Source organism: Herbiconiux sp. FW305-C-125 (assembly GCF_058783455.1).
On record NZ_JBYSYO010000002.1, the window covers coordinates 1 to 26,249 of the forward strand.

At 70.6% G+C, this 26,249-nt stretch carries 25 protein-coding genes; 16 read left to right on the top strand and 9 right to left on the bottom strand.

Features of this window, described 5'->3' with window-relative positions:
* Positions 1 to 244: helix-turn-helix domain-containing protein (locus AC3WLB_RS07360; protein WP_492504707.1), on the bottom strand; the 244-nt coding region annotated here is incomplete at its 3' end.
* Positions 245 to 421: 177 nt separating this feature from the next.
* On the opposite strand from AC3WLB_RS07360, the gene AC3WLB_RS07365 reads away from it, so the two are divergent.
* Together AC3WLB_RS07365 and AC3WLB_RS07370 are read left to right on the top strand one after the other, a co-directional pair.
* Positions 422 to 2,098, top strand: a complete 1,677-nt coding sequence (locus AC3WLB_RS07365) for a M20/M25/M40 family metallo-hydrolase (RefSeq protein ID WP_492504709.1) — start codon at positions 422 to 424, stop codon at positions 2,096 to 2,098.
* 50 nt (positions 2,099 to 2,148) lie between these two features.
* A complete protein-coding gene (locus AC3WLB_RS07370) occupies positions 2,149 to 3,708 on the top strand; it encodes a family 14 glycosylhydrolase (protein WP_492504711.1) in 1,560 nt (519 codons plus the stop codon).
* Between the two features lie 15 nt (positions 3,709 to 3,723).
* Here AC3WLB_RS07370 and AC3WLB_RS07375 read toward each other — a convergent pair whose 3' ends face one another.
* On the bottom strand, positions 3,724 to 4,443 hold the full coding sequence (locus tag AC3WLB_RS07375) for a GAP family protein (protein ID WP_022898642.1): 720 nt from the start codon (positions 4,441 to 4,443) through the stop codon (positions 3,724 to 3,726).
* Between the two features lie 90 nt (positions 4,444 to 4,533).
* On the opposite strand from AC3WLB_RS07375, the gene AC3WLB_RS07380 reads away from it, so the two are divergent.
* Genes AC3WLB_RS07380 through AC3WLB_RS07405 form a run of 6 tightly spaced genes read left to right on the top strand, consistent with a single transcriptional unit; the run spans position 4,534 to position 11,048 of the window.
* Complete coding sequence (locus tag AC3WLB_RS07380; RefSeq protein ID WP_492504713.1) at positions 4,534 to 5,916, top strand: F390 synthetase-related protein; 1,383 nt, start codon at positions 4,534 to 4,536, stop codon at positions 5,914 to 5,916.
* Entirely contained in the window at positions 5,913 to 6,956 is a 1,044-nt protein-coding gene (locus tag AC3WLB_RS07385) for an NAD-dependent epimerase/dehydratase family protein (RefSeq protein WP_492504715.1), read from the top strand. The genes AC3WLB_RS07380 and AC3WLB_RS07385 overlap by 4 nt, the downstream gene beginning before the upstream one ends.
* On the top strand, positions 6,953 to 7,957 hold the full coding sequence (locus AC3WLB_RS07390) for a 3-oxoacyl-ACP synthase III family protein (protein WP_492504717.1): 1,005 nt from the start codon (positions 6,953 to 6,955) through the stop codon (positions 7,955 to 7,957). The genes AC3WLB_RS07385 and AC3WLB_RS07390 overlap by 4 nt, the downstream gene beginning before the upstream one ends.
* 11 nt (positions 7,958 to 7,968) lie before the next feature.
* Complete coding sequence (locus AC3WLB_RS07395; protein ID WP_492504719.1) at positions 7,969 to 9,123, top strand: cytochrome P450; 1,155 nt, start codon at positions 7,969 to 7,971, stop codon at positions 9,121 to 9,123.
* Positions 9,124 to 9,180: 57 nt separating this feature from the next.
* Positions 9,181 to 10,218 carry a zinc-dependent alcohol dehydrogenase family protein gene (locus AC3WLB_RS07400; RefSeq protein WP_492504721.1) on the top strand — a complete coding sequence of 346 codons (1,038 nt, stop codon included), beginning with the start codon at positions 9,181 to 9,183 and terminating at the stop codon, positions 10,216 to 10,218.
* A complete protein-coding gene (locus AC3WLB_RS07405) occupies positions 10,215 to 11,048 on the top strand; it encodes a carbon-nitrogen hydrolase family protein (RefSeq protein WP_492504723.1) in 834 nt (277 codons plus the stop codon). Before AC3WLB_RS07400 ends, AC3WLB_RS07405 begins: the two co-directional genes overlap by 4 nt.
* Here AC3WLB_RS07405 and AC3WLB_RS07410 read toward each other — a convergent pair.
* Positions 11,045 to 12,241: a pyridoxal phosphate-dependent aminotransferase gene (locus AC3WLB_RS07410; protein ID WP_492504725.1), complete on the bottom strand. Its 1,197-nt coding sequence runs from the start codon at positions 12,239 to 12,241 to the stop codon at positions 11,045 to 11,047. The two genes, AC3WLB_RS07405 and AC3WLB_RS07410, sit on opposite strands and share 4 nt — an antisense overlap.
* A gap of 152 nt (positions 12,242 to 12,393) precedes the next feature.
* Here AC3WLB_RS07410 and AC3WLB_RS07415 point away from each other — a divergent pair, with 152 nt between their 5' ends.
* From AC3WLB_RS07415 to AC3WLB_RS07435, 5 genes are all read left to right on the top strand, one after another.
* Entirely contained in the window at positions 12,394 to 14,154 is a 1,761-nt protein-coding gene (locus tag AC3WLB_RS07415; protein ID WP_492504727.1) for a S1C family serine protease, read from the top strand.
* Between the two features lie 144 nt (positions 14,155 to 14,298).
* Positions 14,299 to 15,360: a glycosyltransferase family 2 protein gene (locus AC3WLB_RS07420; protein ID WP_022897286.1), complete on the top strand. Its 1,062-nt coding sequence runs from the start codon at positions 14,299 to 14,301 to the stop codon at positions 15,358 to 15,360.
* Positions 15,357 to 16,175 carry a CDP-alcohol phosphatidyltransferase family protein gene (locus tag AC3WLB_RS07425; protein ID WP_492504729.1) on the top strand — a complete coding sequence of 273 codons (819 nt, stop codon included), beginning with the start codon at positions 15,357 to 15,359 and terminating at the stop codon, positions 16,173 to 16,175. The genes AC3WLB_RS07420 and AC3WLB_RS07425 overlap by 4 nt, the downstream gene beginning before the upstream one ends.
* Before the next feature lie 44 nt (positions 16,176 to 16,219).
* Positions 16,220 to 17,065, top strand: a complete 846-nt coding sequence (locus tag AC3WLB_RS07430) for a glycosyltransferase family 2 protein (RefSeq protein ID WP_492504731.1) — start codon at positions 16,220 to 16,222, stop codon at positions 17,063 to 17,065.
* An 85-nt stretch (positions 17,066 to 17,150) separates the two neighbouring features.
* Entirely contained in the window at positions 17,151 to 18,434 is a 1,284-nt protein-coding gene (locus AC3WLB_RS07435; protein WP_492504733.1) for a CDP-glycerol glycerophosphotransferase family protein, read from the top strand.
* Between the two features lie 37 nt (positions 18,435 to 18,471).
* Here the strand turns inward: AC3WLB_RS07435 and AC3WLB_RS07440 are convergent, their stop codons facing one another.
* Positions 18,472 to 18,717 carry a hypothetical protein gene (locus AC3WLB_RS07440; RefSeq protein ID WP_492504735.1) on the bottom strand — a complete coding sequence of 82 codons (246 nt, stop codon included), beginning with the start codon at positions 18,715 to 18,717 and terminating at the stop codon, positions 18,472 to 18,474.
* A gap of 91 nt (positions 18,718 to 18,808) precedes the next feature.
* Positions 18,809 to 19,636 (bottom strand): hypothetical protein, encoded by an 828-nt coding sequence (locus AC3WLB_RS07445; RefSeq protein WP_492504737.1) that lies wholly within the window; start codon positions 19,634 to 19,636, stop codon positions 18,809 to 18,811.
* Positions 19,637 to 19,685: 49 nt separating this feature from the next.
* Here AC3WLB_RS07445 and budA point away from each other — a divergent pair, with 49 nt between their 5' ends.
* A complete protein-coding gene (budA, locus tag AC3WLB_RS07450) occupies positions 19,686 to 20,429 on the top strand; it encodes an acetolactate decarboxylase (RefSeq protein WP_492504739.1) in 744 nt (247 codons plus the stop codon).
* Entirely contained in the window at positions 20,426 to 20,962 is a 537-nt protein-coding gene (locus tag AC3WLB_RS07455) for an MOSC domain-containing protein (protein WP_492504741.1), read from the top strand. Before budA ends, AC3WLB_RS07455 begins: the two co-directional genes overlap by 4 nt.
* 8 nt (positions 20,963 to 20,970) lie before the next feature.
* On the opposite strand, the gene AC3WLB_RS07460 is transcribed toward AC3WLB_RS07455, so the two are convergent.
* From AC3WLB_RS07460 to AC3WLB_RS07470, 3 genes are all read right to left on the bottom strand, one after another.
* A complete protein-coding gene (locus tag AC3WLB_RS07460) occupies positions 20,971 to 21,939 on the bottom strand; it encodes an LLM class F420-dependent oxidoreductase (RefSeq protein WP_492504743.1) in 969 nt (322 codons plus the stop codon).
* A gap of 154 nt (positions 21,940 to 22,093) precedes the next feature.
* The gene (locus AC3WLB_RS07465) at positions 22,094 to 23,662 is read right to left on the bottom strand and encodes an HNH endonuclease signature motif containing protein (protein ID WP_492504745.1); all 1,569 of its coding nucleotides are present in this window, start codon (positions 23,660 to 23,662) and stop codon (positions 22,094 to 22,096) included.
* 234 nt (positions 23,663 to 23,896) lie between these two features.
* Entirely contained in the window at positions 23,897 to 24,766 is an 870-nt protein-coding gene (locus tag AC3WLB_RS07470; protein WP_492504747.1) for an SDR family oxidoreductase, read from the bottom strand.
* Positions 24,767 to 24,901: 135 nt separating this feature from the next.
* On the opposite strand from AC3WLB_RS07470, the gene AC3WLB_RS07475 reads away from it, so the two are divergent.
* Positions 24,902 to 25,270: a winged helix-turn-helix transcriptional regulator gene (locus tag AC3WLB_RS07475; protein WP_035882649.1), complete on the top strand. Its 369-nt coding sequence runs from the start codon at positions 24,902 to 24,904 to the stop codon at positions 25,268 to 25,270.
* Positions 25,271 to 25,282: 12 nt separating this feature from the next.
* Here AC3WLB_RS07475 and AC3WLB_RS07480 read toward each other — a convergent pair whose 3' ends face one another.
* On the bottom strand, positions 25,283 to 26,218 hold the full coding sequence (locus AC3WLB_RS07480; protein ID WP_492504749.1) for an aminodeoxychorismate lyase: 936 nt from the start codon (positions 26,216 to 26,218) through the stop codon (positions 25,283 to 25,285).
* Positions 26,219 to 26,249: the final 31 nt, after the last annotated feature.

Consider the following 26,249-nt stretch of genomic DNA (forward strand, 5'->3'; position numbering starts at 1 on the left):
CTGGAACACCGAGCTTCGCGCCGATCGCGACGGGGCCGAGGCGCTTCTTCCACCGCAGATGCACGATCTTCCGCACCACCGGCGGCGGGGTCCGGTTCGCGACGTGGTGCGGCCTCGAGGAACGATCCTCCATCCCCGCGGCGCCGACGAGCACGTAGCGGTCGGCCCACCGTCTCGCGGTCGGCCATGAAACGTGGAAGAACTTGGCTGCGTGCGCGACCGGCCACCCGTCATCGACGATCAACCGGGCAACCCGCAGACGTTGAATGGGCGTGAGAGCAGCATTACGGTGAGACACGAAGACCTCCGGCAGTGGTCATGGGGAACTAGACAGCTCCAACCCTCCACCGGAGGTCTTCGTCAACTCAAGACATCACACATCAACCAACGCCCCTGGGCAGTACATCTAGGGGAGCACCACGTGACAAGACGGCATCGGCGACTGGCGGCATTCGGCATCGGGGCGGGGGTGATGGTGGCGGGCGTCGCGGGTTTCGGATCGAGTGCCGCGTTCGCCGTCGACCCGGACGACCTCGAGTCGCGGGTCACCGTCGCGGGCATCACGGCGCACCTGCAGGCCCTGCAGGAGATCTCCGACGCGAACGACGGCAACCGGGCGATCGGGACCTCGGGCTACGAGGCGAGCGGCCAATACATCGAGAGCGTGCTGACGGCTGCCGGCTACACGCCGGTGCGCCAGGACTTCGAGGCGACCACCCAGGAGATCACCGAGTTCTCGATCACGCTGCTCGGCAGTACCACCGACCTCTCCGGCGATCGCATCCCGATGGAGGGCACGACCGCCACGCCTCCGGCCGGGATCACCGGGGCCGCGCTGGTCGCGCCTGCCACGGCCACCGGCTGCGACGCGAGCGAGTGGGGCGGCGTGGACGCGACGGCCAAGGTCGCCGTGGTGAGCCGCGGCGTCTGCTCGTTCGCCGAGAAGTCGCTGGCCGCGGGTGAGGCGGGTGCGATCGCGCTGCTCGTCTACAACAACGAGGCAGGCCCGCTGAACGGCACCCTCGGCGAACAGCAGCCGGAATTCGTGCCCTCGGTCGGCCTGACCCAGGAGGAGGGCGAAGCCCTGGTCGCCGCGCTGCCGGACTCGCCGACCGTCGACCTGCAGCTGCAGGAGGAGACGACGACGGTCGACACCTTCAACATCATCGCCGAGACATCGACCGGGCGATCGGACAACACGGTCATGCTGGGTGCGCACCTCGACTCCGTGCCCGAGGGTCCGGGCATCAACGACAACGGTTCGGGGTCGGCCGCGATCCTCGAGACCGCGGTCCAGCTGGCCGCATCCGGGCCGCTCAACAACCAGGTGCGATTCGCCTGGTGGGGCGCCGAGGAGGTCGGCCTCGTCGGCTCGACCTACTACGTCGACGATCTCGCGGCGAACGACCCGGCCGAACTCGACCAGATCGCGACCTACCTGAACTTCGACATGGTGGCGTCGCCGAACTACGTGATCAGCGTCTACGACGCCGACCAGTCGACCTACGAGGCACCCGTCGAGGTGCCTGAGGGCTCCATCGCGACCGAGAAGGCCTTCACCGACTACTTCGACGCCATCGGGCAGCCGTGGATCGACACCGCGTTCGACGCCCGCAGCGACTACGACGCGTTCATCGCGAACGGCGTGCCGGCTTCGGGCCTGTTCACCGGCGCGGACGACGAGAAGACGGTCGACCAGGCGGCGCTCTTCGGCGGCACCGGCGGCCCCGGTGTGACGCCCGACCCGAATTACCACTCGGCGGCCGATGACATCGCGAACGTGAACGCGGATGCGCTCGGCATCATGGCAGGCGCCATCGCGTCGGTGACCGCGTCGCTCGCCAACGACACCACGGCGATCAATCAGTTCCCGCCGGCCGTCGTCGACCCGACGCCGACGCCGACGCCGGTGCCGGCGCCGGTCGCCGACCCGGGCCCCGGGGCCGAGCTCGCGGCCACCGGCGCCTCCGGTGCCCTCGGTGCAGTGCCGGCGGCCGCGCTGCTGCTCGGTGCCGGGATCGTGCTCGCGGTCGTGCGGATGCGCTCCACGCGTGCCGGAGCGGTCGCCTCCGAGCGCACCGGCCACCGCGAGAATTAGGGAGAAAGTACTCAGGAGGGGCGGCGGGCGCGCGAACCTAGCGTAGGGGGATGGCTCTTCATACCCACCCCCGAACCCGGGTCGCCGTGGCGACCGCCGCCCTCTCCGTTCTCGCCTCTGCCGCCTTCGCGGTGGCGCCGCTCGCGGCACCGGCCGCCTCGGCGAGTTCGGGCGCGGCCACCACCGTCAACGTGATGGCGCCGCTCTGGATCGACGATTGGCAGACCGGTGGCCCCGAGTGGAAGGCGTTCACCGATTCGCTCGCGGTGGCCGATGCGGCGGGTGCCGACGCGGTGGCGGTGGACGTGTGGTGGGGTGCCGTCGAAGCCAGTCGGGGCACCTTCGACTGGCGGTACTACGACAAGGTCTTCGGTGCGATCGTGGGGGCCGGCCTCGACCTCGTGCCGGTGATGTCGTTCCATCAGTGCGGTGGCAACGTCGGTGACACCTGTTCCATCCCGGTGCCGGCCTTCGTCTGGGAGCCGTTCCAGATCTGCGGCGTCGCCGGCTGGTGCTCGAGCGTGCCGGTCGAGAACTACTACCGGAGCGAGTACGGCAACGTCGACCGCGAGGCGCCGTCGCCGTGGGGCACGGGCAACGAGCGCACGCTGCAGGACATGCGCGACTTCATGAACTCCTTCGAGGCGCACTACACGGCACCCGGCAGCGACTTCGCCGATCGGGTGCAGGAAGTCACCGTCAGCACCGGCCCGGCAGGCGAGTTGCGGTACCCGTCGTATGCGTCGCACGACTCGATGGTGGCCGGCAACCCGGCGGGCTACCCGAACCGCGGCACCTTCCAGAGTTACACGCCCGCCGCCGTCACCGCGTTCGCCGATTGGGCGGTGGCACGGTACGGCTCGGTGGCGGGGGTGGCGACAGCCTGGGGCATCCCCGGCCTGACGTACGCCATGATCTCGCCGCCCACCGACCACGAGCGCTTCATCGACTCGGGTGCCTACCGATCCATCACCTACGGCCGTGATTTCACGCGGTGGTACAACGAGAGCCTGCTGCGGCACGGCCGCGAGGTCATGAACCAGGCAATCGGCGCCTTCGACGGCGGGCTCGCGAACGTGCCCCTCGGCATCAAGGTGCCGGGAGTGCACTGGCAGACGATGTCCACCAGCCCGATGCAGCGCGCACCGGAGGTGGCAGCGGGGCTGATCCACACCGATCAGGCCTACAACGACATCACCACCTCGCACGGCTACGACGGCATCGCGAACCTGGTGCACGACCTCGATCTGCACGGCGACGGCACCGGCACCCCGACCCACCGCGTGCTGCTCCACTTCACGGCGCTCGAGATGCCCGACGGACGGGAGTGGGACGGTTCGGCGCACGCCTACTCGAACGCCGCGTCGCTCGTCTCCTGGGTGGGCACTGCGGCCGCCAAGGCCCACATCACCCTGAAGGGCGAGAACGCGCTGGCGGAAAACCTGGGCAGTGCGGGTTCCACCACGGCGCCCGGTTGGTCGCACATCCGCGACACCTTCTCGGGGGCGACGGCGTACTCGGGTCTCACCCTTCTGCGCATCTCCGACGTCACCGCCTCGGGCTCGACCGGCCGGAGCGAGTTCGAACGGTTCATCCGCGACTTCGGGTGAGGCGGGCGCGCCGCGTCAGTAGTGGGCCAGCCCGCTGCCGATGATCACGGTGCCGAGCACGAGGAGCACGATCGTGGTGACGGTGGAGCTGTTGCCCTCGATCCAGACCCGCGTCTCCTCCAGCGGCTTGCGCATGCGGGCGGGGTCGGCGAACGCGAAGATGATCGGAGCGGCCAGCGTCGAGATGCCGAGCACCACGAACAGCGCGATGCCGATCACCACCTCGGAGAGCGGCGCTCCGCTCGCGCCGATGGCCACGCCGGCCGCGATCGTGAGCAGGAGGTTCTTGGGGCGCAGCATCAGCACGAAGCCGAGGCCCAGCGAGGCCACCGGCCCGAGTGTGGTGACCCGGGCCATCAGCCGCGCCGTGGCGGTCTGGGGCTTCGCGACAGGCGGGTCTCCGTCGGCGACTGAAGGAAGCGCCGGTTGCCGGCGGAGTCGGCGGGCCGTGCGCCAGCGCAGAGCCGCCATCACGAGGAGGCCGACGCCGATCGCTGCCTCGATGGTGGCGATGAGCGGGCTCTTCGCCTCCGCCGGGGCCGGCGGCAGCAGCGTCGCGACCGCCGTGAACAGGGTGGTGAGGCCGGCCAGCCCGACCACGGCGCCGGCGAGGTACGTCAGGCTCGACCAACGACCGCGGGGCGAGAGCAGGATGAGCACCATCACCACGATCGGCACCGAGCTCAGTGCCACGCCGAGGGCGAGCGGGAGGATGTGTCCGATGATGCCCGCCATGGCGCCATTCTACGAGGCAGCCGTCCTGCCGCCGTGTCCGCACGCGCGGCTCGGGCGGGCAACCGGGCCTGCTGCGGCTATCCTGGCCAGGTGACACGGTCGATGACGGACCGCGCGCTCGTCGCCGCGATGATCGGCCGATTCGTCCGTGCGCGGTGGGGGTTCCGGTTCCGCACGCGAGCACGGTTCGAGGCCTGGCAGCGGCGACGCATCCGCTCGTTCCTGCGCCGGGTCGCGCGCGTGCCGTTCTATCGCAGTGCCGCAGCGACGGCAGACGGCGCGAACGGGCGACGCGTTCTCGGCGACCTGCCCGTGATCGACAAGGCGACGATGCTCGAGCACTTCGACGCCCTCAACACCCGCGGAGTGCGGCTCGCCGACGCCCTCGGGGTGGCCCTCGAGGCCGAGCGCAGTCGCGACTTCACTCCGCTGGTCGACGGCGATCTCACGGTCGGCCTGTCCAGCGGCACCTCAGGCCGCCGTGCGGCGTTCCTCGTCAGTCCGCGCGAGCGACGGCTCTGGGCCGGCACCGTGCTGGGCCGGGTGCTCGACGCGCGTTCGCTCCGCCAGCTGGTGCAGCCCTGGCGCCCGCCGGTGCGCATCGCGTTCTTCTTGCGCGCGGGCGGCAACCTCTACGAGTCGGTGGCGAGTTCGCGCATCCGCTTCGCGTTCCACGATCTCACCGAACCGATGGCGGCGCACGTCGCCGAGCTCCAGGCCGCAGCCCGCCGCGGGGCGGGGCCCGACGTGCTGGTCGCCCCGGCCTCGGTGCTGGATGCGCTGGCGCGGGAGGCTCGGTCGGGTGTGCTCGGCATCCGGCCGCGGCTCGTGATCTCGGTGGCCGAGGTGCTCGAGACCGAGACCGCCGAGCGCGTGGAAGCCGCCTGGGGCGTTGCGCCCAGGCAGGTCTACCAGGCCACCGAGGGGCTGCTCGCGATCACCTGCCTGCAGGGCTCTCTGCACCTCAACGAGGAGTCGGTGCACATCGAACGCGAGTGGCTCGACGAGGCGCGCACCCGTTTCCAGCCGATCGTGACCGACTTCGACCGCACGACGCAGATCATCGCCCGCTACCGCCTCGATGACGTGCTGCGCGTCGACCCCGAGGCGCCGGCTCGGTGCCGCTGCGGGCGGGTGACCGCCGTGGTCGCCGCAGTCGACGGCCGGGCCGACGCCGTGCTGCGGTTGCCGGCGATCGACGGCCGCTCGGTCGTGGAGGTCTTTCCCGACGTGCTGCGGCAGGTGATGGCGCGGGGGTCGTCCGCCTACGCCGATTGGCGCATCCGTCAGGCCGGTCTCGACCTGCACGTGTCGCTCGCCGAGCCGGCGCCCGATGCGCACGCGCAGGTCGCTGCCTCGCTCACCGCCCTGCTCGCCCGCTACGGCTGCCACGGCACCGTGCTGTCGGCGCCGTGGCAGGAGCCCGACCCTACCGCGAAAATGCGCCGCATCGTGCGCGAGGCCGCGCCGTGAGCGGGAACGCGGAGACGCCACCCCCCACCGCAGCCCTGCGCGTGCTGGTGACCGGGGCATCCGGCTTCGTGGGCGGGGTCCTGGTGGAACGGCTCGCGCGCGACCCGGCGTTCGAGGTGCTCGGCATCGGGCGCCGAGCGCTCGTCCGGGCCGACTACCGGATGCTCGACCTCGCCGCCCCCGACGCGACCGAGCGTCTCAGTCGAACCGGCTTCGAACCCGACGTCATCGTGCACGCGGCCGCGCGGAGCTCCCCGTGGGGCAGCCGGACGCAGTTCGAGCGCGACAACGTTCAGGCGACCCACGCCGTCGTGGCGGCGGCTGCCGCTCAGGCGAAGCCGCCCCGCATCGTGTTCGTGTCGACCGCATCCGTGCTGTACACCGCCCGCGACCAGCTCGACGTGCCCGACGACGCGGCGGCGGGCCCGCGTTTCGTGAACGGCTACGCGGCCTCCAAGCATGCAGCGGAGACGGTGGTGCGCGGGTACCCGGGCGAGTGGGTGGTGCTGCGCCCCCGTGCGGTGTTCGGGCCGGGAGACACGACGGTGCTGCCTCGAATCGTGACGGCCGCCCGCCGCGGCGCGTTGCCCCGGTTCCGCGACGGCGCGGGCGGGCCGGCGCTCTCCGATCTGCTCTACATCGACACCTTCGTCGACCAGCTGGTGGCTGCGACCCGGCTGCCGGCCGCGGTCGGCCGGACCGTGGTGCTCACCGGCGGCGATCCGGTTCCGCTGCAGCAGACGGTGTTCGAACTGCTCGACCGCCTCGGCGTGCCGCGGCCGACCCGCACGGTGTCCCGCCGGACCGCACTGGCGGCCGCCACCCTGACCGAATGGGCGTGGCGGCTCGCCCGGCGCGGCGGCGAGCCGCCGATCACGAGATACTCGGTGATCGTGTACGCCTTTTCGAAGACCTTCGACGCCCGCCTCTGCCGCGAGCTCTTCGGGCCGGCTGTGCCGCCACTGGACGAGGCGCTCGCCCGCACGGCCGACGCGCTCCTGGGCGACGGGCGCCTCGACGCCGCTGGAGGAGCGCGGTGAGCGGCAGCGCCCGCATCGCCGCGGTGGCGACGTACCTGCCCGAGACCGTCCGCAGCACCGGCGAGACCGAGGCCGAGCTGCGGCGCCTGAACCCCGGGCTCGCCTTGCCGACCGGTCTGGTGCGCCGGCTCACCGGCGTCGAACGCGTGCACGTGCGGCCCGACGGCTGGCAGACCTCCGACCTCGCCGCGGCCGCGGGTCGCCGTGCCCTCGACGAGTCACCCGGGCCGGTCGATCTGCTGCTCTTCGCCTCGGCCAGCCAAGACCTCATCGAACCCGCGACCAGTCACATCGTGTCGGCGAAGCTCGGCCTCGACTGCCCGGTGCTCGACGTCAAGAACGCCTGCAACAGCGTGCTCAACGCGATGCAGGTGGCGGATGCGCTGATCGCCACCGGCCAGTACCGTCGCGTGCTGGTGGTGAGCGGCGAACAGCCCTCCCACGCCGTGCGCTGGCGGCTCGACGACCAGCAGCAGTTCTTCCGCTCCTTCGCGGGCTACACGATGAGCGACGGGGGAGCGGCGGTGCTGCTCGAGCGCACCGAAGCCGCGGGCGCGGGCGTGCTCGGCTCGCGGTTCATCGCGCGCTCCGAGCACTGGGCGGTCGGCACGCTGCCCGCCGGCGGATCGGTGAACCCGCACGCCGAGGGCGGAGCCTACTTCGACATGGACGGCGCAGCGCTGCAACGGGCCTTCGCCGAGGTGGGGGTGGGCCTCGTCGAGCAGACCGTCAGCGACCTCGGCCACGACGTCACCGAGCTCGACTTCGTGGCGGTGCATCAGGTGGCCCGGTCGTACCACGACACCATCGTGGCGGTGCTCGGCATCGACCCCGCGCGCACCGTCGTCACGATCGGCGAGCACGGCAACCTCGCCTCGGTCAGTCTCCCGCTGCAACTGCAGCTCGCCCGAGAGCGCGGCCTGGTCGGCCCAGGGAGCCTGGTCGCCCTGGTCGGGCTCGCCGGCGGCATCTCGCTCGGTGCGATGCTGGTGCGACTGTGAAGACTGCGGCGGTGCGGCTCGGCAGTGAGCGACGCTGGGAGGAGCGGGTGCAGCGCGCCGCGCATCCGCTCGTGTACCCGCTGCTCTCGCGGGTTCGGCGCCCGGCCTTACGGGTGCCGGGCATCGGAGTGCTCGTGACCGACGCGGGGCTGTTGCGGGGAGTGCTGCTCGACACCGCGAGCTTCACCAAGACCGGCCCCGGCTCGCCCGCCGAGCTCTGGACGCCGGTGCTCGGGCCGTCGGTGCTCCTCAACATGGAGGGCGTCGACCACCTCGCCCTGCGTCGCCGCCTCGCGCCCCTCTTCGCCCCGGCGTTCGTGGGCGAGCTGACCCGGGCCACCGTCGGCGCGGCGGCCGCTCGGCTCACCGAACGCCTCGTGGCGGGGGAGAGCGTCGACCTCGTCGCCGAGGTGCGCGACTACGCCGGCCGCGTGATCAGCCGCCTCGTCGGTCTCGACCGTGACGACATCGGCGAGGAGCTCTTCGCCCGTGTCTCCGCGGTCACCGGATACGTGCGGCTGGCCCGACCCCGTTTCACGCCCGCGCAGGTGGCCGTGGCCCGGTCGGTGCTCGCCGAGCTCACCGAGCACGCGCGCCTGGCCTACCACGGTGACGCGAGTACGGTGCCGGGCCGGATGCGCGAACTCGGGCTCTCCGAAGACGAGGCGATGGGCGCGGTGGGCGCCTTCGTGCTCACCGGCACCGAGACGCTCGTGTCGTACCTGCCGCGCCTCGTCGCGATCCTGCACGACACCGGCTGGCTCGCCCGCCTCGCCGCCGATCGGGCGCTGGTCGACGCGGCGGTGGCAGAGGGGCTCCGCGTCACGACGCCGTCGCCCGTGATGCTGCGGAGTGTGCGGGCGGAGACGGCCGTGGGGGGCGTGCCCGTGCATCCGGGCGACCGGCTCGTGCTCGCGACCTTCCTCGCCGACCGGGCGGCCGGAGCATTCGATCCCGTCGGCAACCCGGCGGCGTCGCTGAAGCAGCTCTGGTTCGGCGCCGGGGTGCACTTCTGTCTCGGCGCACCGCTCGCCATGGCGCAGATCGACACCACCCTCGGCGCCGTGCTCGACGCCGCGGCAGCCGCACCGCTCCGCATCGCGGGGCGGCGTGCCCAGCGCGGCACCCTCATCCCGGCGTACGCCCGTCTCGCACTCAGCCGCTGACGGCGAAGCCCACGACGCCGCACCGCCGCCACGTCCGCCGCCGGGTAGCATCGTGGCATGCGCGCACTCGTGTTCAACGCCGCCTTCGACGTGACCGTCGACGAGGTACCCGATCCGCAGATCCAGTCGGCGGGCGACGCCATCGTGCGCGTCGTGGCGACCTGCGTCTGCGGTTCCGATCTCTGGTACTACCGCGGCGTGAGCCCGCGCAAAGCCGGTTCCCGGATCGGTCACGAGTTCGTCGGTGTGGTCGAGGCGATCGGTACCGACGTCGGTTCGGTCGCCGTGGGTGACTTCGTGATCGCACCCTTCATGTTCAGCGACGGGACCTGCCCGCACTGCCTCAACGGCATCACCTCCTCGTGCGTGCACGGCGGGTTCTGGGGCAGCCAAGGCACCGACGGCGGCCAGGGCGAGTACGTTCGCGTGCCCCTCGCCGACGGCACCCTCGTGGTCGTGCCGGGCGGGCAGCCCGACGCGGAGCTCATCCCGCACCTGCTGGCGCTCTCCGACGTCTGCGGCACCGGCCATCACGCCGCCGTCGGGGCAGGAGTGCGCCCGGGCATGACCGTTGCGGTCGTGGGCGACGGCGCGGTGGGCCTGAACGGCGTGCTCGCGGCCAAGCGCCTCGGCGCCGAGCGCATCATCGCGCTGAGCCGCAACCCGGCCCGGCAGGCCATCGCCACCGAGTTCGGCGCCACCGACCTGATCGAGGAGCGCGGCCAGGATGCGGTGGGCGCCGTGGTCGAGCTCACGGGCGGCCTCGGTGTCGACGCGACGCTCGAGTGCGTCGGCAGCGCCGAAGCCATGACCACCGCGTTCGCGATCGCGCGGCCGGGCTCCCGGGTGGGCTTCGTGGGCGTGCCGCACGACATCGAGTTCCCCGTCAACATCGCCTTCCAAAACAACGTGGGCCTCGGCGGCGGACTCGCCCCCGTGCGCACCTATCTGCCCGAGCTGCTGGCGGATGTGCTGGCCGGCCGCATCCGCCCCGGCCTGGTGTTCGATCTCGAGGTGCCCTTCGACGAGCTCCCCGCAGGCTACGCGGCGATGGATGAACGGCGCGCGGTCAAGGCCATGGCGAGGCTCGCATGACCGACCTGACCGGCGCCGACGACGCCCGGCTCGGCTTCGGCGTCGCCGTCGCTCAGTTCGCTCCCGGCACCGACCGCGCCGCCAACCTCGAGACCATCGCCCGCCTGGCGCGCACCGCCGTGCAGCGCGGGGCGTCGCTCGTGGTGTTCCCCGAGTACTCGTCGTACTTCAGCGACCCCCTGGGGCCCGACGTCGTCGCAAATGCCGAGCCCGTCGACGGCCCGTTCGTCACCGCCCTCAGTGCCCTCGCCGCAGAGCTCGACGTGCACCTGATCGCGGGCATGGTGGCACAGACGGCGGATGCGCACCGCATCGCCAACCTGCTCGTCGCCGTCTCCCCGGTCGACGGCGTGATCGCGCGGTACAGCAAGGTGCACCTCTACGACGCGTTCGGTGGGCGGGAGAGCGACTGGGTCGAGGCGGGCACCATCGGCACCCCGGAGACCTTCTCGATCGAGGGCGTGACCATCGGCATGCAGACCTGTTACGACATCCGCTTCCCCGAGGTCTCACGCTGGCTCGTGGACGCCGGTGCCGACCTCGTCGTCGTGCCCGCGGAGTGGGTGCGTGGCCCGCTGAAGGAGCACCACTGGCGAAGCCTCGTCACCGCCCGCGCGCTCGAGAACACGATCTACCTCGCGGCGGCCGACCAGACGCCGCCGGTGGGGGTGGGGGCGAGTCTCGTGGTCGACCCGATGGGGGTCACGATCGCGAGCCTCGGCGAACGCGAAGACGTGGCGGTGGCGTGGATCGATCCGCGGCGTATCGACGAGGTTCGCCGTGTCAACCCCGCGCTGGCTCTGCGCCGGTTCACCACGCGCCCGCGCTAGCGGGCGAGGCCGGCCAGGCGGTCGGCGGCGAGCTCCAGCACTTCGGTCTTCTTGCAGAAGGCGAAGCGCACGAGCGAGGCGTACTCCGGCGCGTGCGCGGGGCTCACGAACGCGCTGATCGGCACCCCGACCACGCCGGCGAGGGCCGGCAGTTCGCGGCAGAGGGTGGCCGCATCCGGGTAGCCGAGTGGTGCGGCATCGGCCACGACGAAGTAGGTCCCGCCCGGGCGGGAGACCTCGAAGCCGGCGGCCACGAGACCACGGGAGAGGAGGTCGCGCTTGTCACGCAGGGTGTCGGCGATGCCCGTGAAGAACGCGTCGGGCAGCCCGAGACCGAGTGCGACCGCGGGCTGGAACGGCGCACCGTTGACGTAGGTGAGGAATTGCTTCACCGCGAGCACGGCCGTGACGAGCTCGGCCGGGGCGGTGAGCCAGCCGATCTTCCAGCCCGTGGTGCTGAACGTCTTGCCCGCCGAGGAGATGGTGACGGTGCGCTCCGCCGCTCCGGGGAGGGTGGCCACCGGGATGTGCGGATGCTCGAACGTCAGGTGCTCGTACACCTCGTCGGTGACGATGATCGCGTCGTGGCGATGCGCCAGCTCCACGATCAGTTCGAGCGTCTCGCGCGCCAGCACGGCACCGGTCGGGTTGTGCGGGTTGTTGAGCAGGATGACCCGGGTGCGGTCGGTCACCGCGCGCCGCAGGTCGTCGTGGTCGGGCTGGAAATCGGGTCGGCGCAACGGCACGGTGGTGTGCACGCCCCGGGCGAGCGCGATCAGTCCGCCGTAGGCGTCGTAGAACGGCTCGAGCGTGAGCACCTCGTCGCCCTCGTCGACGAGGGCGAGGATCGTGGCGGCGAGCGCCTCCGTGGCGCCGGCGGTGACGAGCACCTCACGGTCGGGGTCGACCGTCAACCCGTAGAACCGCTGCTGGTGGGCGGCGATGGCGTGCCGGAGCACGGGCATCCCGATGCCCGGCGGGTACTGGTTCACGCCGTCGGCGATCGCCTGACGTGCCGCCTCCAGCACCTCGGCGGGCCCGTCCTCGTCGGGAAACCCCTGGCCGAGATTGATGGCGCCGGTGGCCTGCGCGAGCGCACTCATCTCGGCGAAGATGGTGGCGGCGATCGTGCCGTCAGGGGCCAGCAGGCCCGCACCTCGGGCGGTGCGCTGCCAGGATCCGGTGATGGTCATGCTCTCCCCGTCGTGTCGTTCCGGGTACAAACTTAGTAGTCGGCCGACTCTCCAAGCTCAGTCATAACGAGACGGCAGACGGCGCACAGGCGGTCCATAGAGTTCCCTCAGCTTGGGTGAGGATGCTTGCGAGTGCTTGGAAGGAGCAACACATGTCAGAGAGCACCGAGAACCCCGCGGGCATTCCGGCCGACCACACGGGCGCCACGAACGACGCCCCGGCCTCGGAGTCCACCCCCCAGCCGCAGCAGCCCGAGGCACAGCAGCCTGAGGCGCAGCAGCCCGTTGCCACGCCGGCGACCCCCGCGTTCCCGCACCGCGACGACACCACCGCCGTCGTCCCCCCGATCGTGCCGCCCACCCCGGCCGCACAGGCCCCGGCCACCCCGGCACAGCCGACCGGCGCACAGCCCACGCTGCCGCAGCCGACCAGCGTGAACCCGCACCTCGCGGGCTACCCGGCCCCCGCCGCGCCGGCCGCCCCCGCCGCACCCGCCGCCTACGGGCAGCACGCGCAGCACACCGCGAACTACGGCAACGGCTCCTTCGGCACCCCGCCGAGCGGCACGCCGCCCTACAGCGCGGTGCCCGATCCGAACTTCAACTCGGCCATGTACGCCGCGTCGGGCGCCTACAGCCAGCAGACGCCCACCACCTCCGCCCCGGTCAAGAAGCGCCGCGGCGGTGTCGCGCTCGTGGCGGCCCTGGCCATCGGCGCCCTCATCGGCGGCGCCTCCGGCGCGGGCGTCACGGCCTGGGCGGTGAGCCAGAACGGCGGAACCACGACCAACACCGCGTCGAGCCCCACCAGCATCACCGTGAACAACCCCGACAACGCGAACCTCATCACCGCTGTCGCTGCGAAGGCCTCACCCTCGGTCGTCACCATCTCGGTGCAGAGCGATCAGGCCGCGGGCACGGGTTCGGGTGTCGTGCTGACCGACGACGGTTACATCGTCACCAACACCCACGTGGTGACCCTCGACGGCGAGACCGCGAACCCCGAGATCAAGGTGCAGACCAACGACGGCAAGCTCTACGACGCCACCGTCGTCGGCACCGACCCGGTCGCCGACCTCGCGGTGATCAAGCTGAAGGATGCATCGGGTCTCACCCCGATCGAGTTCGGCGACTCCTCGAAGCTCAACGTCGGTGACGTCGCGATCGCCATCGGTGCGCCGCTCGGCCTCTCCGGCACCGTCACGAACGGCATCGTGAGCGCTCTGAACCGCAGCATCACGGTCGCCTCCTCGGCAGCGCCCGACGACACCGAGACCAACCCCTCGCCCGATCAGGGCAACGGTGGCGGCAACGGCAACCAGGGCCCGTACGACTTCTGGAACTTCGACCTGCCCGACGGCAACGGCCAGTCGCAGCAGCAACAGACCCCTACTCAGACGTCGAGCATCTCGCTCTCGGTCATCCAGACCGACGCGGCGATCAACCCCGGCAATTCCGGCGGCGCCCTGCTCGACTCGGAGGGCAAGCTGATCGGCATCAACGTCGCTATCGCTAGTGCCGGTTCGAGTGACAGCTCCAGCCAGTCGGGCAACATCGGCGTCGGTTTCTCCATCCCGGCGAATCTCGTCAAGCGCGTGACCGACGAGATCATCCAGAACGGTTCGGCCACGCATGGACTGCTCGGGGCGACGGTGGGCGATGCTTCATCCGAAGCGAACAGCACCACCGCCGGCGCCATCATCCAGTCGGTCACCTCGGGTGGCGCGGCGGAGCAGGCGGGCCTCAAGGCCGGCGACGTGGTGACCGCGTTCAACGGTCTGCCCATCACCGACTCGATCGACCTGACCGCCCAGGTGCGCACGCTGCCCGCCGGCGGCACCGCGAAGATCACCTACACGCGCGGTGGCGAATCGAAGACGGTCGACGTCACCCTCGGGCAGCTCGCCCAGTAGTCGGCGCAGCATCGGGGCCAGGCGGTCCCCGGAATCAGGCTGGTAGGCTCGTCGTCGCGGAAACGCGGCGGCGGCCCACCAGCCTTTTCCGTCTGCAGCCGCACCGGCACCAGAACGAGCGGATGCCCAGAACGAGCGGACGGCATGACCCACCCCACCCCGGAACCCACGGCCGAGCGCCCGGGCGTCTCCTACGTGATGCCGGTGCTCAACGAGGTCACCCATGTCGAAGCCGCGATCGGCAGCCTCCTCGACCAGGACTATGACGGCCCGTTCGACGTGATCGTGGCGTTGGGGCCGTCGATCGACGGAACGAACGAGCTGCTGGAGCGGCTCTCGCGGGTCGATCCGCGCATCCGGGTCATCGACAATCCGACGGGTTCGACGCCGAGCGGTCTGAACGTCGCGATCGCGGCGTCGCAGTACCCGATCGTGGTGCGGGTGGATGCCCATTCCCTCCTCCCGCGCGACTACACCCGCATCGCCGTGGAGACCATGCTGCGCACGGGCGCCGCCAACGTCGGCGGCATCATGAAGGCGGAGGGCACGACCCCGTTCGAGAGCGCGGTCGCTGTCGCCTACGGCTCCAAGGCCGGTCTCGGCGGCGGTGCTCACCATCTGGGCGGCGCCGAAGGCCCGGCCGAGACGGTCTACCTCGGTGTCTTCCGCCGGGACTGGCTGACGAAGGTGGGCCTGTTCAACGAGGACATCCGGCGCGGGCAGGACTGGGAGCTGAATCGCCGGTTGCGCGCATCCGGTGGCGTGGTCTGGTTCACCCCGGAACTCGTCGTCATCTACCGCCCACGGCCCTCGCTCGAGCGCCTGGCGCGGCAGTTCTTCTCCACCGGGCTCTGGCGCGGCGAACTGGCGCGGCGGTTCTTCTCGGCGAACGCGCTGAAGTACTTCGTGCCGCCCGTGATGGTCACCGCGGCGCTGCTCGGTCTCCTCGTGGGGGTCGCGGGGCTCGTCGTGCTGGCGGCCGGCGGTGGAGCGGTGGGCGCGTGGCTCACCCTCGGTTTCGTGGTGCCGGCCGTGTACCTCGTCTTCGTCGCGTTGGCGAGCGTGTCGGCGGGGCGCGCCGCGGGAGCCCGCAGCGGGGCGTGGTTTCTCGTAGTCTTGCCGTGCATCCATTTCAGCTGGGGCCTGGGGTTCATCCTCGGCTTCCTGAAGCTCACCAAGAACATCACCGCGCACACCGGGAGGTGACCGTGTCCTCGACCTCTCCCCGGCCGGCGCGCCCGTCGAGCATCGCCGAGCTGAAGGCCGTGGCCCAGCCGCCCGAGGTGCGTGGCCGGCGCAACGCCGAACACTGGACGGCATCGCTCTACCTGCGGCGCCTCTCGCCGTACATCACCTGGCTGCTGCTGAAGACGAGCATCTCGGCGAACGGGGTGACGGGCCTCATGATCCTCACCGGCTGGGCCACCGCGGCCGCCCTGCTCATCCCGGGCATCGGTGGCGCGGCGCTCGCGCTCGTGCTGGGGCAACTGCAGATGCTGGTCGACTGCTGCGACGGCGAGGTCGCACGCTGGCGCGGCACCTCCTCGCCCGCCGGTGTCTTCCTCGACAAGGTCGGGCACTACACGACCGAGGCGCTCATCCCGATCGCGCTCGGCATCAGGGCCGCCGGATACCCCTTCGAGGCGCCCGCCGACTTCCTCTGGACCACCCTCGGCCTCCTGCTCGCCCTCGTGATCGTGCTGAACAAGGCACTCAACGACATGGTGCACGTCGCACGGGCGAATGCGGGTCTCGCCAAACTGGCCGACACACACGGCGAGTCGGCGCCGTCGCAGGCACTCGTCGCACGGCTGCGCCGGGCGGCCCGGTTCGTGCCGTTCCACCGGCTCTACCACTCGGTGGAGCTGACGATGCTGATCTTCGCGTTCGCCGTGCTCGGCCTGTTCATCGGCGGTGTGCTCGCCGATCGCATCCTGCTGGTGGCGCTGGTGCCGCTGTCGCTCCTCGCAGTGGTGGGGCACTTCGTGGCCATCATGGCGTCGAAGCGGGTGCGCTCCTGAGCTCGTCCGACGCCGCCACCGGAAGCCCGCCGACGATCGGCGTCGTGCTGCTGACCCAGGGCACACGACCAGCCGACCTGGTGCGGGGTGCCGAGTCGCTGCTCGCGCAGCGCGACGTGGTGCTCGACATCGTCTGCGTCGGCAACGGCTGGGTGCCCGAGGGGCTTCCGGATGCGGTGCGCACCCTCTCGTTGCCGGCCAACGTCGGCATTCCGGCCGGCCGCAACGCCGGCGCGGCGGTCGTGGCGGGGGAGTACGTGTTCTTCCTCGACGACGACGCGAGCCTGCCCGACGCCGGGTTCCTGGCCGAGGCGGTGGAGCGCATCCGCCGCGACCCCGGCATCGGCCTGCTGCAGCCGCGTGTGGTCGACCCCTCGGGTGCCACGAACCCGCGGCGTTGGGTACCCCGCATCCGCAAGGGCTCCCCGACGGATTCGGGGAACGTGTTCTCGGTCTGGGAGGGTGCGACGCTCCTGCCGCGAAGCGTGTTCGACGCCACCGGCGGTTGGGCGGCACCGTTCTTCTACGCCCACGAGGGCATCGAACTCGCCTGGCGGGTCTGGGACCAGGGGCTCCGCACGTGGTACGCCGGTGAGCTCGTGGCCAACCATCCAGCCATCGAACCCACCCGGCACGCGTACTACTACCGGCTGAACGCCCGCAACCGGGTGTGGCTCGCGAAACGCAACCTGCCGGCCCTCCTGGTGCCGCTGTACGTGGCGAGCTGGACCGGCATCCAACTCCTCCGCTGGGCCCGGCGCCCTGCCGCCCTCCGAGCATGGTTCGGCGGCTGGGCGGAAGGCTGGCGAACGGATGCGGGCGAGCGCCGGCCGATCTCCTGGCGCACCGTGTGGCGCATGACGCGGGCCGGCCGCCCGCCGATCGTGTGAGCCCAAGGTCACGATTCCCTAAAGAAGGACCGCCCACGGGCCGATCCGGACGGGTCGGCCTGACGGCGTCGCTAGCCTGAAACGTGTGGGTGTTCTGAATGATGCGAAGCTGGGCTGGACGGTCGTGCGCGACCTGGTTCAGGCCCGACGGGTACGCGCGAAACTCGCCCGGCAGCTGACCGCGCGGGCACCACTCGGCACCCGCCGCTTCGAGATCGGGGTCTACTTCGCCGACGGCGACGTCAATCTCTACCAGATCCGGCAGTGGTACAAGCCTCTGGTCGAGCTCGCCAAGACCCACCCGGTGGTCATTCTCAGCCGCGCGCCGAGTGGTGCCAGTGCCCTGCTCGACGAGAGCCCCTTGCCCGTGGCCTACGTGCGAACGGTGAACGCGCTCGAGTCGTTCATCGACGAGCACGAGCTCAAGATCGTCTTCTACGTCAACCAGAACGCCCGCAACTTCCAGATGATGCGCTACGGCCGCCGGTGGCACGTGTTCATCAATCATGGCGAGAGCGACAAGATGTACATGACGACGAACCAGTTCAAGGCCTACGACTACAGTCTCGTGGCCGGTGACGCCGCCATCGCCCGCCTGAAGCGCGTGCTCTGGGACTACGACTTCGGCAAGCGCGCCCTGCCCATCGGGCGTCCGCAGGCCGACCACTACTCCGGGACCGTGCCTTTTCCGTCCGACGGGCGCACCGTGGTGCTCTACGCGCCCACCTGGGAAGGCGACCGCGCGGCTGCGGCGTACGGCTCCATCGCGTCCCACGGCGTCGCGCTCGTGCGCGACATCCTGTCGTCGCCCACACACCGGCTGATCTACCGACCGCACCCGCGCAGCGGTGTGCTCGACCCGGCCTATGCCGCCGCGAACCGCGAGATCGTGGCCGCGATCGCCGCAGCGAACCGAGACGACGCGGGCGCCCAGCACGTCCACGACACCGGCGCGGAGCTGGGCTGGCAGCTGGCGGTGGCGGATGTCGCGATCGTCGACGTCTCGGCCATGGTCTACGACCGCCTGGCCACCGGCAAGCCCCTGCTCATCACCCGCCCGGTGTCACCGGATGCGGAGATCGACACCGGCGGATACCTCTCGGACTGCGAGTGGCTGCTGGCCGCCGATGCCCCGACGGTGCTCGCGCGCATCGATCAGGTCTCGCACGACTCTGCCGCCGGCGTGCGCCTCAGCCGTTGGGTGAAGCACTACTTCGGCGACACGACGCCGGGTGCCGCGACCCGGCGCTTCCACGCGGCCGTCGAGACGATGCTGGCCGAATGGGAGCGCAACGCGGCTTTGCACGCGCGCGACGAGCCGGTCGACGAGCATGACGTGGAGGGCGATCGCGACGACGACCGGTTGTGAGCCGGCGTCGGTCGGGTGCTGACCGGCCGCCTGGCGCTCAGCTGTGACTGGAACGCGCGAGGACGTACTTGGCGATGAGAACGGCGACGCCCGCGATGAGCAGGAACACGCCGGCCGTCACGAGCATCGGCGTGAAGTCGTACCCGGTGGCCGCCAGCACCGGTTGCGCGGCGGCGTCGTCGGCGGCGACACCGTGACCCTGCGAGTGCGCGAGCGCCGCGCCCGCTCCGAAGCCGAGGAGCGAGAGTGTGGCGAGCACGGCGGCGACGATGCGGTATCTCATCGCCTTCCCCCTCACCGTCTCGAACCGAGCCCAAAGCTGACACGCCTCGGCTGAGGTTCTAATCTACCACTGCGCTGTGAATGAGCGGCATTCAGATGCGGATGTCAGGAAGCTGTGTCTCCACATCGTGCCGCGGGCCGGGGGCCTCGGTGATCTCCTTCGGTTTGCGGCTCGGCAGGATCTTCTTCAAACGCTTCTTCTCGCTCGTGCCACCGTCGACCGTCACTGCCTTCGGGGCCTTGATGGTGACGGCGAGCTCCATCGGGAAGGTGAAGGGTGGCGGCCCGAACGCCGTGCGAGCGCTCTGGATGACCGTGCGCCCGAGTACGAGGTTGCCGACCCCGCCGATGGCGGCGCCGATGCCGAAGGGGATGGCCCGGCCGAGCACGTTCGCCCCCTGCCCCACGGCGAACCGCTTGACGAAGGCGTTGCGCAGTTGATCGGCGATCGGCCCCACGACGAATTGCGGCAGGCTGCTCGTCACGACCTGCCCCCAGTACGCGTTCCTGCCCATCCCGCCCGTCGCCTGACCGGCGATCTGCTTCAGCAGGTCGCTGCCCGCCTTGCCCATGAGCAGGGTCATCACGAGCGCGCGAGCACGATCGGGGTCATCGACCGCGATGCCGTGCACCTCCGTGACCGACTGCGCGAACAACGCCGTGGTCTCGAGGAATCCGGCGGTCTCGACCGCGCTCAGGCCGAGCGAGATGCCGGTGCCGACGAACGGGAGCATCGAGCTCGCCCCGACGGCGGCACCGCCGCTCGTCACCGCGGTGACGTAACGACGCTCGAGGATGACCAGGAGTTCAGCCGGCGAGGCATCCGGGTGCATGCGCCGGATGCTGCGGAGGTGCGCCAGCACCGCCGGCCGGTGGATGCTCAGCACGCGGTCGATGTTCCGCTCGAGTCGAGTCGCCATGCTTCTACTCTGGTCGGTTCTGCTGAAGAGTGCGGGAGAATGACGGGTTATGGGTGCAAATCGTGACGTCGGCAAGGCGCTCGTGCAGTTCTCGATCGTCGACGCACTCGTCGCGGGTCTGTTCGACGGTGTGTTCCCGGTCGCCGAGGTCGCACGGGCGGGCGGCTTCGGGTTGGGCTGCGGCGACCACATGGATGGTGAGCTGGTGGTGCTCGACGGGGTGTTCCGGCTGTTTCACGGTGACGGGCGGATGACGGTGCTCGGCGCATCCGATTCCCTCGCGTTCGCCGAGGTGGCGGATTTCGAGCCGGATTCGTCGAACCCGGTCGACGGTGTGGCGTCGTTCGAGGCGCTCATCGATGCGGTGCGGGAGCGGGTGTCGAGCGTCAACCTCTTTCACGCGGTGCGTGTCGACGGGCAGTTCGCATCCGTCAGCCTGCGTGAGGCGAAGCGGCAGTCGAAGCCCTACCTGCCGTTGGCCGAAGCCGTTCACGATCAGCGGGAGAACCTGGTGACGGATGTGCGGGGGACGCTGGTGGGATTCGTGGCGCCGGGGGTGTTCCAAGGGGTCACCGTGGCAGGAGCGCATCTGCATTTCGTCAGTGCCGACGGCGATGCCGGCGGGCACGTGCTCGGTCTCGCCGGGGTGAGCGGCGAACTGGCGATCGAGAGCTACTCGGCCGTGACGGTGCGGCTGCCGCGTTCGGCCGATTTTCTGGCCGCGGATCTCGACGCCGCTGTGGCCGGAGCGGATGCGGCCATCCGGCGTGCGGAGTCGGAGCACCAGTCATGAGCGGTCAGGCGCTGTTCGCGTTCGAGCGCCCCGTGGAGATCGAGTTCTTGCTGGTGTCGTCGGTGCATCGCTACGAAGGGCGACCGGCCGAAGGGCCCCTGCCGATTCCGGCCGGCGAGCTCGAGTCACGTGAGCAGATCGAGGTACGGGCCGGCCTCGGGATCGTGGGCGACCGGTACTTCGGGCGTGCAGCGCACCGGCGTGCGGCGGTGACGGTGATGGCCGCCGAGTCGCTCGACGCGGTGCGGGCCGAGCTCGGGGTGGAGCATCCGCTCTCCCCGGCGGCAACGCGCCGGAACATCCTGGTGCGGGGAGTCGATGTGGATGCGTTGGCCGGCGTCGCCTTCAGTCTCGACTCAGGCTCCGGGCCGGTGATGTTTCAGGGGCATCGGCCCGCGAATCCGTGCGCGTGGATGAACGTGACTCTGGCCGAGGGCGCCCACAAGGCGTTACGACGACGCGGAGGAGTGCGCTGCGAGGCCGTGACGAGTGGGACTCTGCGTCTCGGCCCCGCAGTTCTGCGGATGGAGTGAGCGGCCGGTCAGAGTGCGCGAAGCTTCTCCAGCAGGGGGCCCGCTGCCTCGGCGAGGAAGCGGTCTTGGCCCTCGTCGCCCACCTGGACGACGGCGATGTCGGTGAACCTGGCGTCGAGGTACGGGCGCACGCTCTCCGCGATGGCGTCGAGGTCGGGGCCGCAGGCGATCGCCGCGGAGACGTCTTCGGGGCGCACGAACTGGGTGGCACCCGCGAAGCCGGCCGGCGTCGGCAGGTCGGCGTTGACGGCCCAGCCGCCGCCGAACCAGCGGAACTGCTCGTGGGCGCGGGCGATGGCGGCTTCTTCTGACGGGTCCCAGCAGATGGGGATCTGGCCGATCGAGCGGGGTGCTTCGCCGCCGTTGGCCTTGGCCCACCCGTCGACGAGCTCGCCGTCGGGCTCGACGGCGATCAGATGGTCGCCGAGGGGTGCGAAACGCTCGATCGACTTGTCGCCGGACACCGCGAGGCCGATCGGCACTCCACCCTCGGGGGCGTCCCAGATGCGCGCGGAATCGACGCGGAAGTAGTTTCCCTCCCAGGTCGTGAGTTCGCCGGTGTGCAGCTCACGGATGATGTGCACCGCTTCTTCGAGCATGTCCTGCCGGGCATCCACCGCCGGCCAGCCCTCGCCCACCACGTGTTCGTTCAGGTTCTCGCCGGAGCCGAGGCCCAGGATGAAGCGGTTGTCGGAGAGGATCTGCAGGGTGGCGGACTTCTGGGCGATGACCGCCGGGTGGTAGCGCATGGTCGGGCAGGTGACGTAGGTGGCGAGTTCGACGCGTTCGGTGGCCTGGGCGACGGCGCCGAGGAGGGTCCAGGCGTACGGTGCATGACCCTGTTCGGTGAGCCAGGGTGAGTAGTGGTCGCTGGAGACTTCGAAGTCGAAGCCGACTTGCTCGGCGGCCACGGCGTAGCGAACGAGGTCTTTCACACCGCTCTGTTCGGTCATGAGCGTGTATCCGAAGCGTGCCATGGTCGTCTCCTGTTCTCCGCGGGGTCGCCGCTATTGGTCCGCAGTACGGCTGGTGTCGCGCGTGCTTCTTTCGACGCTGCCACGATCGGGTCCACTCCGCAGCCCCCTTGCGCAGGCGCAGGGTGATTCGTGATGGGCCGGTTGCTCAGTGGGTTCAGGAGGGTGGTGGGTTGGGGGGTTTGGTGGTGTGGGTGCGTCCGTGGGGGCTGGTCCAGGTGAGGTGTCGGGGGTGGTTGGGGTGGGTGGTGATGGTCCAGTTGGTTTGGTGTTTGAGGTGGTGGTGTTTGGTGCAGAGGTGGTGGAGGTTGTTGGGGGTGGTGGTGCCGCCTTTGGCCCAGTCGTGGGTGTGGTCGAGTTCGCAGCGGTTGGCGCGGCGGGTGCAGTGGGGGAAGCGGCAGGTTTCGTCGAGGGTGGCGAGGAGGAGGCGGAGGTCGTTGGGGGCGCTGTAGCGTTCCCGCCCGGTCAGGGCAGGGGTGTCGGCCGTGGGGTTCTGCCCGGTGTTGGTGGGTTGGGTGGGGGCTGGTGGGGTCGGGAGTTCGGTGTGCTGGTGGCTGGTGGTGGCGATGTTGTGGGGGGTTGGTGGTTTGCGGTGGCGGGTGATGGTGGGTTCGCCGGTGGTGGGGTGGGTGGTGACGCGGAGGTGGGTGGGTGCGGTTGCGGCGACGGTGCGGGTGGTGTCCGGGTCGATGGGGCCGTAGCCGTGGAGGAGGCCGGGTGGTGTGTTGGGGTGGTTGGGGTTGCCGGTGATGGTGGTGGCCGGTGCGGTGATGATCACTTGGGCGGTGATGGTGGCGGGGTGGGCGGGGTTTCCGGGGCTGAGGAGGAGGTCGGTGAAGGCGTCGGCTCGGCGTTGCAGGTGGGTGCGGTGATCCGTGCTGATGGTGGGATCCGTGCTGGTGGTGGGGTCGGTGCTGGTGCTGGTGCTGCTGCTGGTGCTGGTGGTGGTGGTGGTGGTGGGGTCGGGGAGGCCGGGGCGGCCGAGGTGTCCGTAGGGGTTGGTGCGGGAGGCGCGGGCGATTTTGTCGATGAGGTCGTCGATCGCGATGGCGTGGATGGCGGGGAGGTGGGCGGTGAGGGTGGCCATGCCGTCGCAGGTGGGTTCGATGAACACGGTGCGTTTCTCGACCGCTGATTGGGTGCGGGTGGTGATGGATTCGGGGTGCGCGGTTTCGCGCATCCGGCGGGCGGTGTCTTCGAACCGGTACGGGGTCGTCTCCACCGCCACCGCCAGAAGCTGCTCCTCGAAGGCGGCCTGCGCTTCCACGGGGATGCTGCTGGCGTGGTTGATGAGGTGCCGGGCGTGCTGCACCGTGATCTGGCCGGCGTCGAGCGCGGCCAGGGTGGTGGGGAATCGGGTGATCAGGGTTTCGGAGTCGTTGATGCGGGTCGTGACGGTGCGCTCGGACTGCCGGGTGGCGGTTGCGATCTCGGTTGCGACCAGCTGCCGTTCCCTGGCCCGGGCGTCTGACCTCGACACCGATTCCGGGCGAGCAAGCCCCGCGCGGGCATCCGCGATCTGGGCGGCCTCGGCGAGGCAGCGGGCGATACCGGCTTCGGCGCGGGCGATGATCTCCCGGTAGGCGGTGACGCGTTCGATGACGGAGTCCAGGTGCAGGTCGAGGAGGCCGAGTTCGGACACCGCAGCGCGGGCGTCGGCGGCGGCTTGCGCGTCAGCAGCTGCCTGCTCCTCGCCCGTGTCGGGGGTCTCGAACCGAACCTTCATGAGAATAATTCAAGCATGAGCCTCCGACATTGAGCGGTGCTGCCGCGCGCTACGCGCTTGCCTGAAAAGGACCCCGGTCGCCATGCGTGGGTGGCTGGGTTCGGGTCAGGCCACGCGCATCCGTCTCGACAACGGACCACGACCGGATGGCCGGGTGACCGAGCCGTGTTTATGGGTGTTCCCTGATCCCATCGTCGGCAAGCGCGCAGCGCGCGGCAGCACCGTCGGGGAAGGCTACGCCGACGGTGCCAGGGCCGCGAGCCCGTCGACGAGAGGCGTCGTCGGGTGCCCGATGAGCCGTGCGAGGTCGCCGGACGTCTCGGCCAGCAAGCCATCCCGGATGTTCCCATCAAGAGCCACCACAAACCCCACCGTCCCGGCGTCGAGCCCGGCATCCGTGAGGATGCTCGTCTGCTCCTCGGGGGTCACCGAACGATACTCGACCGGCCGGCCCAGCACGGTGCTGGCCGCCGCTGCGAAGTCGTCGCCCGTCCAGGCGACGTCGCCCGAGAGCTCGTAGACCGCGCCCTCGTGACCGGGTGTGGTGAGCACGGCCGCGATCGCCTCCGCGTAGTCGGAGCGGGATGCGCTGGCCACGCGGCCGTCGCCGGTGCTGGCGAGGTAGACCCCGGTGGACGCCGCCTGGGCGAGTGAGCTGCCGTAGTTCTCGTGGTACCAGTTGTTGCGCAGGATGGTGGTGGCGAGACCCGACTCGGCCAAGGCCTCCTCGGTCGCCTTGTGCTCGGGCGCGAGGATGAGCGCCGACGTGGTCGCCTGCGGAGCGCTGGTGTAGACGATGCGTGACACACCGGCACGCTTCGCCCCCTCGATCGCGTTCACGTGGAGCGGCACGCGCTGGCCAGGCTCGCTGGTCGAGACGAGCACGAGCGCGTCGGCACCCTCGAACGCCGCGTCGATCGACGTCGGGTCGGCGAAGTCGACCACTGCGGTGCGCACGCCGGGAACGGCGTCGGCCAGCGCGGCCAGCTTCTCCGCATTCCTGCCGGTGGCGATGATGTCGGTCGCGGGCACGCCGCGCGCGATCAGGTGGTCGACGGCGAGGCGTCCGAGGTGTCCGGTGGCTCCGGTGACGACGATGGTCATGGGTTCGATCCTTTCCGTGGCCCGCATTCTCGAGCCGGTCGTTGGAGAGAACCGGCGCGCATCCGCTTTACTTCCCGACCGATGGTACCCACTTTTCGGTAAGCTAGTGGCGTGACCGAAAGAATCTGGGACGCCATTCACGCCGACTGGCCCGACGCACCCCGCGACGGCCTCACCACACCGTTCGCATCGAACTGCCCGAGCCGCGTGGTGCTCGACCACGTCACGAGCAAGTGGGGTGTGCTCGTGCTCGTCGCACTCTCACAGAAGCCGATGCGCTGGGGCGAGCTGCACCGCTACGTCGAGGGCATCAGCGAGAAGATGCTGGCACAGACCCTCCGCGCCCTGGAGTCCGACGGGTTCGTGCTGCGCGAATCGATGGGCACCGTGCCGCCCCGCGTCGACTACAGCCTCACCGCGCTCGGCGACGAGCTCGCCGCCCTGCTCATCCCACTCGTGCGCTGGGTCAGCGCCAACGTGCAGCGCACGGCTGTCGCCGCCTGACGCACCCCCGCGTCACTCGATCCGGCCCGACAAGAACGCGTTGAGCTGCCCGGTCAGCGCTTCGTCGACCGCGACCCGCTCGCCATCGAGCTCGGTCACCGGAACGGCTTGACGGATGCTCGAGACGAGCCAGAGGGAGTCAGCGCGACGCAACTCGCTCGCCCGCAGGCGCACCGCATCCGTCTGGTAGCCGAGGCCGCGCAAGAACTCGAACGCCCGGCGTTGAGTGGTGCCGGGCAGGATGCCCAGCTCCACCGCCGGGGTGCAGAACCGGTCACCCTCCCGTAACAGCACGCTCGCGGTCGGTGCCTCCAGCACGAACCCGTCGGAGCTGACGAAGACGACCTCGTCGGCGCCGCGTCGCGTCGCTTCGCGGACGGCCGCCGCGTTCACCGCGTAGGAGAGGGTCTTGGCGCCCTGCAACAGCCACGGTGCGGTGGTGCCCACATCGTGCCGATAGCCGCGGTCGAGCGTGACCACCCGCACTCCGTCGCGCCGCACCGCCGTGAAGTCGCGGGCGGCCTGAGCGAGCACCCAGGCGGTGGGAGACCCGTCGCCGCCCTCGATGCCCCGCGTGAGCACGAGCTTCACCGCCAGCACCGGAACGGCCGGATGCGCCGCCACCGCCGCGGCGACAGCGGCCCGCCACACCTCGGCGTCGGGTTCGGGCAGGTCGAGCAGTCGGGCCGAGTCCGCGAAGCGGGCGAGGTGCAGCTCGAGGTCGGGCACGCGCCCGTCGACGGCCTGGAGCGAGTCGAACACACCGTCGCCGCGGGTCACACCGAGGTCGAGCACGCTGAGCTGCGGCTGCGTGGCGTCGGCGAGACGGAAACCCGGGTCGTGCGCGGCCTGCCCGTCTGCCGGCAGGGAGGCGGCGACGCCATCCGTTCGCCCGTCGGTTACACCGATGACGGGTCTAGTGACCAGAATGAGGAGAGGGACCGGCACAGTGCCAGTGTCCTCCGAATCGCACCGGCGG

What these genes read in the sequence shown, in the direction of transcription:
- AC3WLB_RS07470 (WP_492504747.1), bottom strand. Translation starts at nt 24,766, where the DNA reads ATGACCATCGTCGTCACCGGAGCCACCGGACACCTCGGACGCCTCGCC.
- AC3WLB_RS07400 (WP_492504721.1), top strand. Translation starts at nt 9,181, where the DNA reads ATGCGCGCACTCGTGTTCAACGCCGCCTTCGACGTGACCGTCGACGAG.
- AC3WLB_RS07460 (WP_492504743.1), bottom strand. Translation starts at nt 21,939, where the DNA reads ATGGCACGCTTCGGATACACGCTCATGACCGAACAGAGCGGTGTGAAA.
- budA (WP_492504739.1), top strand. Translation starts at nt 19,686, where the DNA reads ATGGGTGCAAATCGTGACGTCGGCAAGGCGCTCGTGCAGTTCTCGATC.
- AC3WLB_RS07410 (WP_492504725.1), bottom strand. Translation starts at nt 12,241, where the DNA reads ATGACCATCACCGGATCCTGGCAGCGCACCGCCCGAGGTGCGGGCCTG.
- AC3WLB_RS07375 (WP_022898642.1), bottom strand. Translation starts at nt 4,443, where the DNA reads ATGGCGGGCATCATCGGACACATCCTCCCGCTCGCCCTCGGCGTGGCA.
- AC3WLB_RS07465 (WP_492504745.1), bottom strand. Translation starts at nt 23,662, where the DNA reads ATGAAGGTTCGGTTCGAGACCCCCGACACGGGCGAGGAGCAGGCAGCT.
- AC3WLB_RS07420 (WP_022897286.1), top strand. Translation starts at nt 14,299, where the DNA reads ATGACCCACCCCACCCCGGAACCCACGGCCGAGCGCCCGGGCGTCTCC.
- AC3WLB_RS07370 (WP_492504711.1), top strand. Translation starts at nt 2,149, where the DNA reads ATGGCTCTTCATACCCACCCCCGAACCCGGGTCGCCGTGGCGACCGCC.
- AC3WLB_RS07415 (WP_492504727.1), top strand. Translation starts at nt 12,394, where the DNA reads ATGTCAGAGAGCACCGAGAACCCCGCGGGCATTCCGGCCGACCACACG.
- AC3WLB_RS07405 (WP_492504723.1), top strand. Translation starts at nt 10,215, where the DNA reads ATGACCGACCTGACCGGCGCCGACGACGCCCGGCTCGGCTTCGGCGTC.
- AC3WLB_RS07440 (WP_492504735.1), bottom strand. Translation starts at nt 18,717, where the DNA reads ATGAGATACCGCATCGTCGCCGCCGTGCTCGCCACACTCTCGCTCCTC.
- AC3WLB_RS07455 (WP_492504741.1), top strand. Translation starts at nt 20,426, where the DNA reads ATGAGCGGTCAGGCGCTGTTCGCGTTCGAGCGCCCCGTGGAGATCGAG.
- AC3WLB_RS07445 (WP_492504737.1), bottom strand. Translation starts at nt 19,636, where the DNA reads ATGGCGACTCGACTCGAGCGGAACATCGACCGCGTGCTGAGCATCCAC.